8 protein-coding genes and 1 tRNA gene are annotated in these 14093 nt (G+C 59.7%); 5 read left to right on the top strand and 4 right to left on the bottom strand.

The features are described from left to right. The first annotated feature begins 223 nt into the window (after positions 1 to 223). The 5 genes from ACSVC7_RS01090 to ACSVC7_RS01070 all read left to right on the top strand — a co-directional run bounded on the left by ACSVC7_RS01090 (position 224) and on the right by ACSVC7_RS01070 (position 4430). Positions 224 to 865, top strand: a complete 642-nt coding sequence (locus ACSVC7_RS01090; protein WP_448203987.1) for an aspartyl/asparaginyl beta-hydroxylase domain-containing protein — start codon at positions 224 to 226, stop codon at positions 863 to 865. Between the two features lie 223 nt (positions 866 to 1088). After that, positions 1089 to 2864: a DUF6538 domain-containing protein gene (locus tag ACSVC7_RS01085; RefSeq protein ID WP_448203986.1), complete on the top strand. Its 1776-nt coding sequence runs from the start codon at positions 1089 to 1091 to the stop codon at positions 2862 to 2864. A 200-nt stretch (positions 2865 to 3064) separates the two neighbouring features. Beyond that, positions 3065 to 3619, top strand: coding sequence for a hypothetical protein (locus ACSVC7_RS01080; protein ID WP_448203985.1), 555 nt, complete (start codon positions 3065 to 3067; stop codon positions 3617 to 3619). A 74-nt stretch (positions 3620 to 3693) separates the two neighbouring features. After that, the gene (locus tag ACSVC7_RS01075) at positions 3694 to 3996 is read left to right on the top strand and encodes a hypothetical protein (protein ID WP_448203984.1); all 303 of its coding nucleotides are present in this window, start codon (positions 3694 to 3696) and stop codon (positions 3994 to 3996) included. Beyond that, positions 3993 to 4430 (top strand): hypothetical protein, encoded by a 438-nt coding sequence (locus ACSVC7_RS01070; RefSeq protein WP_448203983.1) that lies wholly within the window; start codon positions 3993 to 3995, stop codon positions 4428 to 4430. Before ACSVC7_RS01075 ends, ACSVC7_RS01070 begins: the two co-directional genes overlap by 4 nt. A 1023-nt stretch (positions 4431 to 5453) precedes the next feature. Here ACSVC7_RS01070 and ACSVC7_RS01065 read toward each other — a convergent pair. The 4 genes from ACSVC7_RS01065 to ACSVC7_RS01050 form a co-directional block, all read right to left on the bottom strand. Beyond that, the gene (locus ACSVC7_RS01065) at positions 5454 to 6167 is read right to left on the bottom strand and encodes a flagellar assembly peptidoglycan hydrolase FlgJ (RefSeq protein WP_448203982.1); all 714 of its coding nucleotides are present in this window, start codon (positions 6165 to 6167) and stop codon (positions 5454 to 5456) included. Further along, a complete protein-coding gene (locus ACSVC7_RS01060) occupies positions 6115 to 12525 on the bottom strand; it encodes a hypothetical protein (protein WP_448203981.1) in 6411 nt (2136 codons plus the stop codon). The genes ACSVC7_RS01065 and ACSVC7_RS01060 overlap by 53 nt, the downstream gene beginning before the upstream one ends. A gap of 492 nt (positions 12526 to 13017) precedes the next feature. After that, positions 13018 to 13108, bottom strand: a tRNA-Ser gene (locus ACSVC7_RS01055). Between the two features lie 118 nt (positions 13109 to 13226). Beyond that, the gene (locus ACSVC7_RS01050; protein WP_448203980.1) at positions 13227 to 14054 is read right to left on the bottom strand and encodes an alpha/beta hydrolase; all 828 of its coding nucleotides are present in this window, start codon (positions 14052 to 14054) and stop codon (positions 13227 to 13229) included. Positions 14055 to 14093 lie beyond the last annotated feature (39 nt).

The raw sequence follows: 14093 nt of genomic DNA, 5'->3' as shown, positions 1-14093 counted from the left end.
TATTGTTATCAATGAGCATAACAGCCCGCCCACCCGCCCGACATGCGACGAATGGTCGTGGCACACGCCCCCTGGCGACCACCATCACGATTATTAGGGTCTTCGATTGCTGAAAAGCTGACAGCCGCTGATCTTGGTAGAATTTTAAGCGCACTTGTCGCCTTCTGATGGAGTCGGCATTATGTCGTTTGTCGGAAGGCAATGGTCCGTTGCGAGGAAGCACATGGAAAGGTTTCAGAGCGTCACCATCGGAAGCGGTCTGACGCTGCACGCGGCGGCCTCGGCGCGGCTGGACGCGGACAGGCTGAAGGCCGAATTCGCGGCCCTGGACGCGGTCTTGCCGCCGGAGGGGCGAACGCATTACGGCGCGGCACCCGGCAGCGGCTGGACGGCCATACCCCTGCTGACCGGCAAGCCGGAACCGGGGCTGGAACATATGCCGACGGTGCGGTCCTTTCTGGAGCGGCCGGATCTCCGCGTGCAGTGCTCCCATGTCCTTCGGCAACCGCCCCATGGCAAGCTGGATTGGCATTACGAATGCATGGGGCTTCACTGCGACATGACGCGCCTGCTGATCCCCATCCACGCGCCGGAAGGAGCCTTCACGCTGATCGGGCACGAGGTCGTCACCTATCCGGAGGGCCAATGCTGGACCGGCGACTTCTCGTTCCCACATCAGGTCGACAACCCGACCGACCGGGACCGCGTCATTCTGGCCGTCGACGTGCTCACCACGGACGAGATCCGCGCCCTGTTCCCCGCGGCACTGGCCGCCGACCCGGTTCGCCGCGCCGCCCTGGCGAGCGAAGCGCAGTCCTTGTTCTTGGAGTGGCGGAACAACGCGCCAGCCGTCATGGCGGCGTAGAAAAGGCCGCGAGGGAAGCCGTCGAACAAACAAAAAGGCCCGGCAAGTCGCCGGGCCTTTTTGTCAGCAGCGGTGCTGCCCCAAAACTCTGTGGCGGAGGGAGAGGGAGGATAGTCCGACCGCACGCTATCCTACTGGCCTAGCTAGGTGATTGGTATCAAAGGGCATTTGTCGCTGCGCATTGTCCGCGGAACTGTCCGCATCATTGACCGCAGGTGGCAGCATGCCCATTCAAACGAACGTGCGCCGGCGTGGCGCGGCTTACCACTTCCGCTGTCGCGTTCCAGCGGACCTTGTCAACCGCTTCGGTCGTCTCGAATTAGCACGTACATTGGGCACGTCGGACCCGACGGAAGCGCGGCATTACGGGGCCGTTGCTGCCGAGCTCGTTTACGCTCTGTTCACTGCTGTTAGAGACGACGAAAGCATGACGCGAGACGACATCGCCGCACTGGTACGACAGTTCTATGAAGCAGAGTTGCGCGAGTACCGCACAGTTGAAGAGCTTGCAAGATTTTCGCCTCGTGCGGCAAGGCAGAAGGCGCATTTGGATGCTCAACGCCCCCACTTAACCCGAGCACTTGCTGGCGACATTGCCGAGGGAAAGACGCTTCTCGTCCAAGCCATCGCTGATGACCTGATCGAATGCAACAGCCTCAACATCGCGAAAAACACATCGCAATACGCGCACTTATGCGCCGGGCTGGCCCGGGCCTATCTCGCGGCGCTCACGGAAATCGACAGGGCCTCGTCCGGCATCAATCTGTCGCCTGAACTGCTCCTCCCTCAATCCGCCCCAGCCCAAACGGTGGCGGCTGCACCACCAGCCCCCGCCGGCACTCTCTCACCTGACCGACTCGTATCGACCAGTTCGGAAAGGGCTCCCGAGAGTCGCATGGCATTAAGCGAACTTCTTGAGAACCTTCTACGGCGTCGTGCACTGGAAGGACGATCAGCAAGCGACTACCAAGTCGCGGTGCGCATGTTCGAGGAGTTTGCGGGCCCCAGGCCTATCGGAGAGGTGACCAAGCGCGATTTTTTGGAGTTCCGAAAGTTACTGGAGGAAACTCCCACCAACGCAAAGCAGCGGTTTCAAGGTAAGACCCTACCTGAAGCCGCAGCTCTGAACAGACGCCGAACACAGCCATTCCCGACGCTGGAGTCCAAAACAATCAACAAATGGCTCAGTCCCTTGCGCGTCCTGTTCGCTATGGCAGCGGAGGAGCTTTGGATTGATGACAATCCAGCCGCTGATATCAGGGCCCGTACGACCAAAGCCGACCGTCGGCGCGATAAGCGCCATCCTTTCTCAGCCGAACAGCTGGCTCATATCTTCCAGGCTCCACTATTCGTCGGCTGTGAGTCTGATACGCAAACCAAGAAACCTGGGACTCATAAGGTGAAAGACCACCGTTTCTGGGTACCGCTGGTAGCACTGTTCACAGGCGCACGACCAACAGAACTTGCCCAGCTCCTGGTTACGGATCTGATCCAGCGCGACGGCATATGGATGCTCAATATCACGACAAGCGCCGACGAAGGAGACGACAAATCGTCAGTTGCCCCGAAAAAGCATTTAAAATCGGAGAATGCCGTCCGGCTTATACCCGTCCATCCCCAACTGGAGCACATTGGTTTTCTACGTTACGTTCAAGCGCAGAAGAACAAAGGCTATCAACGCATATTCCACAGCTGGAAGCCAAGTTCCTCTGGAGAATACATCAGCACCTTTCCACGATTTTTTAACAGAACTTTTCTCCCAAGCCTCGGAGTGAAATCGAAGAAGACCAGCTTTTACAGCTTTCGACACACATTCAAGGATGCACAGCGGCGCGCCGGAATGCACCCCGGCATTGCTGATGCCCTTTTTGGGCACGCGGACCAAACAACGGCTGGTATCTATGGTAGTGGAGGAACAGCTTTTACGCCAAGGCAACTCGCCGACGCGATGGGCCGCATTAGCTACGAGGAAATAGATCTTGGTCAGATGGCGAGGTGAATTGAGCGACGGAGCATTCAATATGCCATAAACCCTATCCACTAAACACATTCCAAGCACCCACTAAGAACAATATGTGATGTCATACAGTCATTTCGTCACACAAGCCGAAGTCCTAGAATAATTTATCATTTATGACCCCCACCCATAATGTGCTTGCAGCATTTTTTCCTATGGGTCTATAATGTAAGCTCTCAGTGATGGAGGTGAAATTGTCAGATTTTGTGAAGCTATCGCTCTCGCGATTTGTCCATAACATGCTCAAGGAGCATGCGGAATACGAGCAGAAGCCGATGGCTCAGCTGGTGTCAGAGCTCGTCATTGAGCGAGTCAACTCGGTCGAACGGAAATCGCACCGGCTCCTCTCAGACATCGGGATCACCGCCCACACGGTGGGCACCACGCCCGTTGTTGCCATCAGCTTGGAAAGCGCGCCACTCACGGTACTCAGCACCACCGAGGCCAGCACCTTAGCCGACGCCATCGAACGGACCGCGAAGGCGGGAGTGCGTTCGTCTTTCGAATTCACGACCACTACGGAACGCGGCAAGCGTTTGGTGCGGACCTTCCGACGCGGTCGGGGGCTGGTCCTCGCGATCAATGACACGGAACGCTCGTTTCCGTTTGTCGTCGCCCAGCAGATCGCCGCCGAGATGCGCCGTCACACGGCCCGCGCTGGCGCGCTGGCAACCTCTGCCGATGCTGCGGCTCACGCACCAACTATCGTTGACCGTTCCGGGAATGCCAGCGCCTAAGGCTTAGGTAAGGAACATTCCCACGCGCTTCTCACGTCATCAACGCGCTTAATCTCAATCTTAAGGAGTAAAGCATGCCGCCCCTGATCGAATGGCTCCCGGCACCCGAAGCAGCCCGCCGACTCGCGCCGTTCTTACCGAACATCGATCCCGCGTTGTGGTTAACCGACCTGCGGCGGCGCCAGCCGGTCTACCGTACGCGCCTGAGCCGCCCGCCCTACTTCGAGCGACGCAACGGTCGAACCATCTACCCGCTCAGCGAGATCGACCGAGTAGTGGATGAGCTGCGCACCGTCGCGCACGCCATCCCATACACCCCCATCTTAGGAAAGGCAGTCGCTTTGCCCAGCGATGATTGCGAGGAGCTGACTGCATGACGCCGGGCGGCCGGGCTGAGCTAACGCGCTGGCTCGCGATGCGGCGCTTCAGCTTCTTTGTAACGCTCGCCTTCAACGATCCGAGCGTCACGCCGGCCAAGGCAAACGAGCGTCTTCTCAAATGGAATGCTTTATTGGACCGAGACCTCTTGGGGCCACGTTGGAGAAATAAGCCGGATGAGCGCCCATTGTGCCTGTTCTTTCTTGAGAGCTTCACGACCAACCCACATTGGCACGGCTTAGTCTCTCCACTCGAACGTCACCATGAGCGGTTTCACCAGCTCGTTGAGCCGACATGGAAGCGGCTTGTTCAGGCTGGCACCACCGATACACAAATTATTCGTGACCACGACGTGGTTTCTAGGTATTGTACGAAACAGATTTCCAACCCGCACACCTATGAGCACTTCGTAGTTCTGAACGGGTTGGGTTGATAGGACCTGTAACCGCTTAGTCCCGTGAGGCCACGCCCCGGGGAGCAAGCAATCGGTCCATTCGAGTCGTATAGCACCCGCATTCGTTAGAGTGCGGCAATTTTTTACTATTGCCGAAGCAATCTCGATCAATCCAATCATAGGCTATGGGCGCGCAGCGCCCCCGAGCTGGCGAGCGTAGCGAGCTACGGCGAGGTAATAGGCTTTTACCGCTGCCTGCCCCCAATACATGGCATTGTGACTAATGTATTTCTCAAATGGTTATTTCACATCATACGACGCAGCAAACCATCACTATAATATCACATTTGTGTATTTCAGGCACTTTTCCGGACATTTCTTCAATTTTTCAGTCATTCGATTTTGCTGCTGTTTGGCACTGTACCGACACGATAACGCTGCACTGCCGATCCTTCAGATTTTCCATCCTTGATGAATTGCCATTACGTGCAGCTTATTGGCTGCCAAATGGATCGATACTCCGCCCGCGTCTCGACGGAGTTCGCTGTTTTGCGATGCGAACTCAGCCTGTTTGATAGGCGGCAAACGCTTGGGGAAGATCGAGAAATGGTGCCAGCACATTGTATTTTCTGAGGGTTAGCCGGCATCGCAAAACAGCGACCTCTCCCGACTCGCTGTTTTGCGATGGCCACGCCGTAGGCACTCCCCGAACCCTCAACAAGCCGCCTTACCGTCTCGAAGTTAACAAAAGTTATTTGAAAGTTAAGTTTAGAGCCGCATAAATTTTTTATAGGACCCATTAAGGTTCAGGTCCATTCGCAGACTAGGATCAGCGATGCTCGATGAAACGGATCGAAACCGGGAGGACAGCCCCACACGGAGGACATCTGCCTTTGGTTCGGGTCGCAGAAACCACGGTAACATTTTGACCATCGCCCGGACGTCGCCCACCCAAACTTCTCCCGTAAGCCCAACCCCCTGCCGAGAGTGCTCCTTCACTCATCCAGTGGCTTGCTGCCTACTGTGAGGGAGACGCCTGCACTTTGTCTCATTTGCTTGTTCTCACTTGGCCGGCTTGGTGGTGCACTGCTCTGGCGGTGCGGGTTGCGGGCGCGCGTTCAGCAACACCGTGCGGAGCTCTGTGACTGCTTCCACAATAGCGGATAGTTCGTTATCCACTTTCCGCTCAAGCAATGCGATCTCTTCCTCTAGCGATGGTTCGGCCCCAGGTGCGCCGTCATCCGCAACAAACATGATATCCCGAATGACACGTCCGCGCAGCTTGTCCAGCAGGCTGCGTATCTCTGCCTCTTCCTCGGCGAGCGGCAGGTCAGGATCTTCCGGCCCACCTTCGAGCTCGTGTCGGGTGCGGATTAGCACTGCAGCGGCAGAAACCATTCGTGCACTCGCTTGGCGCAAGGCTTCGACCAGCGCTTCCGGCGTGCCCACTCGCGGTTCATCGCGCCGCCACGGCTTAGGATCGTCTAACAACGCCGTCAGCAGGCCGAGACTGGTCTTCAGCTGACGGTCGCTTTCAGTAATCGGCAGCGCAGCGCGCTGGCGCCAGAGTGCCAGAATGAGCTCGTCGCGCTCGGTTTTCGCAGCGCTACGCTCCGCCGCATTTGGTGCCTCGGCAATGATAAGATCAAGCTCAGCCAAGCGATATGCCATCCAACGCGCAAGCACATCGGTGCTTCCGGCAAGATGAAGGGCGCGCTCAATCTCAGCGCCAGCGGCCGAGATCGCCTTGTCGCGCTTCGATTGTTCCGTCTGCACGGAAGATGATGATGTAGTCGAACTCGCGCTCTGTGTTGGCTTCGGTCCATCCTTCGCTGTCATTACCGCTCCGTCGTCTGATTGTCAGGTTTGTAAGAAGATCTAGTCCTTCTTGATCGAGCAGCTGTGCAAGCGACTCGCGGCGCATCATGAGCCGAGTGCCATTCCCAAAGCTGCCGTAGTGCTCGTGTTCAGCGCGCATCGGATCGCTCCAGCTTAGACTCCTGATAATCGGCGTGCCGGCCCCATCGCGCCAGATCGGCAGGCCAGTGGGATCGCGCGTGAGCGCAAGGGCTTCAATCACTCGTGAATGTGGCAGCTGGCTGGGTGCATCAACTTCGCCTCGTAGCATATCATGCCGGTCAAGCCCGGTTTCGCCATCTCGGTCGACGAGGAGCGAGGCGAGCACGAAGCGACCCGAGGCAATCTGATGATCATGGTTGACCGCAATCCGGTATTGGTAACTGTTCTCACTTGCTTCGAGCGCCAGCCGAAGCGCGGTTGCGTTTTCACGGGACACGAGCGCGCTCTCGACACGGACCGTAGAGCCGACTAGCTTGCCGTGGTGTACTAGTGTGTAGCTGCTGATCACAAGCCATTCGGGATCATCGAGCGCGAGCACCTCACGGATATCTGCGCTACCGACATGCGCAAGCCACGTCTGGGGATTGTGAGGTGGCCACCACAAAACTGGTTCGAGAGGCTTAGGACCGCGCAAATCCGAAAGCCAGAGTGGCGCCATCGTCGGGGCTTGGCGCACGATCCAGTCCGAAAATTGATCCCAGCTGTCCTCATCGCTCGAGGTGAGCGGCCATTCGGAGAGGACCTCACCGCCGGCAGTGAACATTGCATGCCACTCGAGATACGTGCGGTAGCGCTCGATTTCGGGCAAACTGCCGTGGCGATTACTCGATACGTCGCGCCCGCCGCGATTGAAATGCCCGTTACCACGTAGTTTGTCATAGTCCCAAGTTTCACCAGCCGCGCCCCACCGGTCGATGATCCAGTGCTCGGCGCGCTCGAGAAAATATGCCGGATTGGGATCCGCGAAGCAGCGCATCAGCGGCGTGTACCAATAGGGCAGTGTGTCAAGGCTGTCGAAGCGGAACCGCCGCCCTTCGTCTCCAGGCGGCTGGTGGCGATCAAAGCCCTTTTCGTAGCTCTTCTGCTTGGACGGGATGCGTGGCAGCAAGCTTTCGGCAATGACGGTGATCCGCTGCTGCTCGTCAGGGCTTAGAAGCTCGGGATTGGCAGCAGCGAGGCCGAGTAGAGCCTGTTTGGCAAGGAACCTCAGCAGAAGATGAGGAAAGTCGGCGCGCTCGCCTTGCGTCAACAACCAGTCCTTGAAGCGCGTCACCGCTGCCGGTGTATCCCAGGCAATGCGGGCGAGCGCCAGCATCAGCCATACCCGCGCCGCCAGTGCGTAAAAGGGCGCCGTTGGATGGCCGAAGCAAGGCTCTTTATCGCGCGCATAGACCTCAACCAACCGCTCGAGCAGGTCGGTCCGTCCAAGCGTGGCCAGAAAACGCACCGCGTGCGCTGCACGCCAGCGGTGTGGGACTGCGATGCTACCCAGTTCGGCGAAAAGGAACCTAACAATCGCTTCGTCGTTGTCGTGCGGAATGTCCTCGAACCCTGGAAGCCTACGATCCTCAGGCTCCATGCACGCTAGCAAGCGGTCGAGATGGCTGTCGAGCACCGCCGCGGCTTCAGTATCGGTCATGTGCGCAGCAAGCACACCGATCATCTGAAACACCGCAGGCGCTGAGAGCTCGTCAATGTGCTGTTCGATCGCGGCAAGGATGCGCGTGCAAAGCACCGCGTCCGGCTGCTTAGTCTGTGCGAGGAGCGCCCCAAGCTTGCGCCCGTGGTGGCTATAAGACCGGACGAATTCGGGAAGGCGCGCTTCGATCACACCCAGCAGCCGCGTACGTGCCCAGTTTTGGGCCGCAGGGACATCGTCCCAGCGCCCGAGCTGGCGGAGTAACCATGAGGCGATATCATAACCGGTGATGCTGCTTATTGGCAGTTGGCTGATGATATCGAGAAACGTCCCTACCCTATAGCGAGGTACTTGCGCCAACAAACCTTCTGCAATTGTGCGTTTGGACGCATGCATACGCCAATCATCACTTTTCACCTCCTTCTCTGGTATCGCATCGATGCGCGCGACAAAGCTCTCGACATCCACGATGCCAGTGATCGACAGCGCTGACGCAGGAATGGCATCCTCAATGGATGCGTGCTCCGGTAACATACTATCCGAAGCAGTAGAGGGTCGCTTCTCTTCGAAACGCGCAGTGGCATGCAGGGCCTCGGTCCAGCGGCCATTAACGGCCGTGACAAACGATGCAAAGTTCTCGGCGGAACCCAGCGGCTCGAGCAGCACATGGCGCGCGACCAGTTCGGCGATGCGGGTCCGAGCGTCGTTGTCGTCAGTACCCGAGTGCGTCAGTAGATGCTGCGCCAGCGTTTCGCCGTTCGTATTGAGGATCGGCAGGAGCGCAGCAAGCACAGTGTGATCGAGTGCGTTGGCTTCAGCCAACGCCTCCAGGATTGAGGTAAGCAGTTCGACGTGCCGGACAAGCTGGAGTTCGACAAAGCGTGCCGAGGTCGCCAGCGCAACCGGAGCTGACAGAGCTGCCAGCGCACGTGCTACGTCCTCCCAAGGGAAATGATCGTTAGTTCCGAGCCTGACCGCGGCATCCTGTACAACCGCGGCAAGCTTGGAGGCCATGGCGGCCCGCACCTGAGCCGTGCTGAAGGTCTGTGCCCGAATTGCCAACGGCCTCGCGACCCTGATCGCATGCAACGCTTCAATATCAACCTCGCCGGCGATGGCGATCGCGGCATTGAAGCAGTAAAGCGCCGCATCCTGGTCGAGCGGAAGTAAGTGCTCGGCCAAACCGACGATGAAGTCGATCTTCTCGTCGGCAGGCATCTTTCGGACACATACGTCGTCAGCACTTTCGACCACGAGATTGATTAAAGGTTGGCGGAAGCCCAGGTATTGCGATGCATTGTTGAGGAGAGCCGAGATGCCAAAGCGCACCATCCCCTCTTGCGAGACAAACATATCACCGATCGGTGCGAAAAGGGCGGCCGCATCAACACTTGGTAAAGCGCCAAGCACGAGCAGAGCACGTGCCGCATGGTCGTCGCGCTGGCGCCACTCATAATTCCGGTAGAGTTGCCGGCGCGCCGCTTGGAGCGCATTCACCACCTCGGCGAGTGCGGCAGGCGCGTCGGCCGGCGCGACGTCACCCGTCACGATCCGCGCGCGGGTCATATAGAGCGCAATCAACGGCTTGAAGACAGCGCTCGCCTTTTCCCGATCGGCCTGTGTGTTATCGCGCTGGGGCTGACGAGCATGAGGGCGACGCCCTCCCGGCGTCTGCTCGGCAGATGATGGCGGCGCAGGCGGCGGCGCGACCGCAAAGTCCTCAAAGCTTGCCTCATAGCCATTCAGAGCCGCGCGCAGAGCAAACGCGCGTGCGGCAAGGTCACTCATATACGGCGAATATCCTGCGAGCGCCGCCATTGCACGCGGGCCCGGATCACAGAAGGGCTCGAGCAGCACCTTCACTGCTGCACGATCGCCCCCCTGCATTACAATCAGGTCGCAAGCATCGAGGATGAGGTCGAGATGCTCAATTTTCTGTTCGCGACTCGAATAGTCGTGGCTAGTACTCTTGAGATCGACTTTGGCCACACCAACGTGCGCGGTGAGCGCAGTAAGCAGCGCTGCGGCATCAACCGGCTGCCCCAGCAGGCCGAGCGCAAACGCCAGAAGATGACGTCCGGAATGACGTTTAGGCCAATGCGCATACACGGCATTGATCAGGCCAACATCGCCTCGTCGGATGAGCCGGCGCACGACTCGCACAAAAATGTTGTGCCGAAAGCGGATTGGTCGGGCATGGCGGATGAGTTCCCATGCTGCCTCACCACCGTCACAGTATAGTCGGCCGACGATCATCGCAGCGACATCGTCGGGATTGAGCACCCAGCGCTCGGGCTGATAACTATTGTCGTCGTCGTTGGATGCGCTCTCGCGAGCGCTCACGCGGCTCTCCTGCCAAGCCATAAAGGCGCGCGCATTGGCCCGGGCACCAACGCGGTTGCCCGCGGCACCATCAACGCCAACAAGGTGCAACAAGAGCTTGCCATGTTCGCGCCGACGTTCTCGGTCGCGTAGCACCAGCGCGATAATCCGTTCTCGTGAGAAGTGTGCTGCGAGTTCAATATGGTTGGAAAGCGTGCGGCGTACCGCTTCGTCGGTGCGAAGCGCATGCGCGCCTTGCAGGAGCAGTGCTGCTGCGTCGACCGTGTTCCCAGCGTTGCGACAGACGTGCATGGCAATCTGCAACCGCCGCCGATGAACTTCGCCGCGTTCGGCAGGATCGGTGATCGGCAGCTGCTGGGGATCCTCTTGGGCGAGCGCGAGCACCATGTCGCGGCGGCCATCAGCGAGCGCCAAGCTCGCAGCATGTACGGCTGCGTAACTGTCCGTCTGCCGGGTAGCAAGCAGATAATCGGCCGCTCGCGTCGTTACCTCAGCTGCCATTGCGCTGCCACGTGACCGGACAAACGCCTCGAAGTCCTCATCTGCGAACCCAACCTGAGCATCTTCAAATCTGAGCCCAGGCACAAGGTCGAGGACAATGTCGTGCGCATGGCCATTCGTGATCCCCGCAGCAGCAGCAAGCGGTTTCAGAGGAACTGGCCGAGGCAGACCCGTCAACGCCGCACACAGGCGTGATACGTCGCGCGGCGCGCCACTGCGCACGATGGCTTCGTCGAGTCGGGCGGCGAAGATGCCGTCGAGATTTCGGCCATGAGGGTTTAGATAGTCGAGCGCTCGATCCGCATCTCCTTGCGCGAACTTAATTGCATAACGCTCGACGCGCGGATTGCCGCCGCTCTGAGCGTGAAACTCGGCGCACCAACTGTCATCGACATGCGCGAAGTGGCCGCGCGCGAATTGTGTGGACTCGGTGAGCGTAAAGGGTTGGAGCGGCACCGGCTTGAACGCTTCGGGCAGATCTAGCGTATCGAGTCGGCCAGTGCGCGCTGATACCAGAAGCCGGACGTTGGGAGGCAGGCTGCCGAGCCGCACGAAGGCGTGCACGAATGGCACCTCAGCCGGGACACACAGCGCGGCTGCCGTAACTGCAATATCAGCGGCGTCGACTGCAACCACCAGCAAAGCATTGGGGTCTCGGGCTGCGAGTGCGGCCGCGGCAAGCTCAAGCTTACGCACGAAGCGCCGTGGATGGTCTGCTTGACGATCCGTGAACACTGGCGGCAGCAGGAACCGCGCGGCACATTCGTTAGCGAGTTGGAGAAAGGCATCGGCCGGACGGTGACGATAGCTGTTAGCGTCGAGATAGGTGCCCTCGCCATAGCAGTCGTAAACGATGAGTTCGGACTGGGGCGGCAACTTATCAGCAAGGTCCTGGAGGACGGTGGTCTTACCCTCGCCACCGCCGCCATGCAGGCAGAGCTTTTGGTCTCCGGCGGTGAAGTGCTCAATGATGCGGTCGGTCGCGGCGCGCCTGATTAGCCGGTCGACTTGCTGGATGAGCAACGGACAGGGAAAAAAGCTGTGCGGGTCAGCGTGGCCGAACAGACCGAAGATGCTCTCGGCGGTGATCGACTGACCTTGACCTTCGGGACGCATCCGCTCGCGAATGAACTCACGCAACTGATAAAGGTCGTTGCGGACGTCGCCATCACGAATTTCCGATAGAGCGTCGATAACACGCTCCTCAAGTGAGAAGCGCGATCCATCGCCACAACCCGTAAGATCAAGTGCCGCAGTGAAGGAGGCGAACTCGCCCGCCGAAAGGCCGCTCGCCGTTTGCAGACGTTGGGCAACGGTGCTGGTGGGATTGCTCAACGCGTTGAGCACTTCTGGCGCTACTGGCTGGTTGCTAACCAGCCGCACCACGATTTGACCGGCCGCAGCAACAGCAGGACGTTGCTTCCGCATCCCGGCCCAAGCGGTCGCGAGCCTAGCGATAATAGAGTTCGTCTTATGCTTGTTGTCGGCGTGCGCTAGGCGCGAAATCGTCCAAGCAGCATTCGGGTCAGCTCCAGAATATTTGAGTTGGATGAGCTCAACCCGATCAACCGTATCATCGTCATCGCCGTAATAGCAGGCCGCATCGACTCCATCCCAAGTGGCGGCCGCCACTCCACTCTCGTCGCTAACAAGCACACCCTCGACCGTAACCGAACGGAGCCGAGTTCCAGGCCGAAGCAACTCAAGAGCGCGTCGCAACGCCCAGAGTTCGTGATATTCGTCACCTGCGTTGGCACCTCGCTTCCCTTGATATTGCGAACCTGCCGACATTGCTCATAGCTCTCCTTAACTTGCCTGCCCACAATCGGGTGCGCAGCGCGCAAAAGCAAGTGCGGCGGAGGAAGGAGAATGCCCGAGAGCGGAGAAAGCGAACTCGAAGAAACCCTTAAGCGTGGCGAGGTAGCGGTCGCTGTTCTCGTACACTTCGACGCCAAAGAGGGTAACGCCGTGGGCACACAGCTTGAAAACGGCTCCGTCCTTGACGGGTCTAGGCGGCGCTCTCTTGGTCAAGCGCCACCCTGTGCATCTTCTCGCCAGGAAACATGAAGTCACGTAGGCGGTGATCAGCTGAGCACATCATATAGCCGTTGCAGGCGTATGCGCAGCCGGTCTGCGACTCGGCCACGATATCCGACGCCAGCGAAAATAATCATCCCAAGCGGAATTCAGCATTGCGCAGTTCGCGGCCATGGCTCACCATGTTGACCGCACAGCGACTCAAGCCCAGCCCCAAGCCATTGCTCTGGCTAGAAAAAGGGTAGATGGCGGAGGGAGAGGGATTCGAACCCTCGATACCCTTTTGGGGTATACACACTTTCCAGGCGTGCGCCTTCGACCACTCGGCCACCCCTCCGCAGAGGCCGGGGTTATAGCCAGAACCGAGGCGGCGTGCAAGCCCCGAAAAACCCCTTTTTGCGTTTTTGTGCGAAAGGGGTTTTTCCGGGCGCCGGCGCCCCCGTAAGGCTCCCCGGTCACGCCACCGCGCGCACTACCTCGCTCACGGTGCGGCACAGCAGGTCGATGTCCTGGTCGCGGGACAGGCGGTGGTCGCCGTCCTTGATCAGGGTGACGCGCACATCGTCGGTGGTCAGCGCCCCGGCCAGCTTCAGGCTGACCTGCCAGGGCACGTCGGGGTCGGCCATGCCGTGCAGCAGGCGCACCGGCTTGTCGAAAGCGATGGGGCCGCGCAGCAGCAGGTGGTTGCGCCCTTCCTCGATCAGGGCGCGGGTGATCGGCTGCGGCTCCGGCCCGTAGTCCGACGGTCGCAGCCAGCGGCCCGTTTCCAGGATCTCGCGGCGGACGGATTCGTCGAAGAGGTCCCACATCAGGTCCTCCGTGAAATCCGGGGCGGGGGCTATGCCGACCAGCCCGGCGACGCGCTCCGGCCGGCGCAGTGCGGTCAGCAGCATCATCCAGCCGCCCATGGAGGAGCCGACGAGCACCTGCGGCCCCGCCGTCACGCGGTCCAGCACGGCCAGCGCGTCGTCCGCCCAGGTGCCGATGGTGCCCTCGTCGAAGCGGCCGCTGGAGGCGCCGTGGCCCTGGTAGTCGAAGCGGGTGAAGGACAGCCCCTCGCGCACCGCCCAGGCCTCCAGCGCCATCGCCTTGGTGCCGGTCATGTCGGACATGAAGCCGCCCATGAACATGACGCCGGGGGTGCGCCCTTCCGGATCGCTGCCTGGGGTGTGGTGATAGGCTATGGTCGCGGCGCCGCGCTGTAGGCTATGGTGCGCGCCGCCCGACGGAGCGCCGGACGGAACGCCCGACGGAACGGAAGAGCTGGCTGCGGGTCCGGTCATGATTTGCCACCTCAAGGCCAGTGCGGAAGACAACGTGCA

It is taken from the genome of Azospirillum mesophilum (assembly GCF_053470405.2).
The sequence above is the reverse complement of the archived record's forward strand: the minus strand, read 5'-3'. Positions and strand labels throughout refer to the sequence as shown.

What these genes read in the sequence shown, in the direction of transcription:
- ACSVC7_RS01080 (WP_448203985.1), top strand. Translation starts at nt 3,065, where the DNA reads ATGGAGGTGAAATTGTCAGATTTTGTGAAGCTATCGCTCTCGCGATTT.
- ACSVC7_RS01060 (WP_448203981.1), bottom strand. Translation starts at nt 12,525, where the DNA reads ATGTCGGCAGGTTCGCAATATCAAGGGAAGCGAGGTGCCAACGCAGGT.
- ACSVC7_RS01085 (WP_448203986.1), top strand. Translation starts at nt 1,089, where the DNA reads ATGCCCATTCAAACGAACGTGCGCCGGCGTGGCGCGGCTTACCACTTC.
- ACSVC7_RS01075 (WP_448203984.1), top strand. Translation starts at nt 3,694, where the DNA reads ATGCCGCCCCTGATCGAATGGCTCCCGGCACCCGAAGCAGCCCGCCGA.
- ACSVC7_RS01050 (WP_448203980.1), bottom strand. Translation starts at nt 14,054, where the DNA reads ATGACCGGACCCGCAGCCAGCTCTTCCGTTCCGTCGGGCGTTCCGTCC.
- ACSVC7_RS01090 (WP_448203987.1), top strand. Translation starts at nt 224, where the DNA reads ATGGAAAGGTTTCAGAGCGTCACCATCGGAAGCGGTCTGACGCTGCAC.
- ACSVC7_RS01070 (WP_448203983.1), top strand. Translation starts at nt 3,993, where the DNA reads ATGACGCCGGGCGGCCGGGCTGAGCTAACGCGCTGGCTCGCGATGCGG.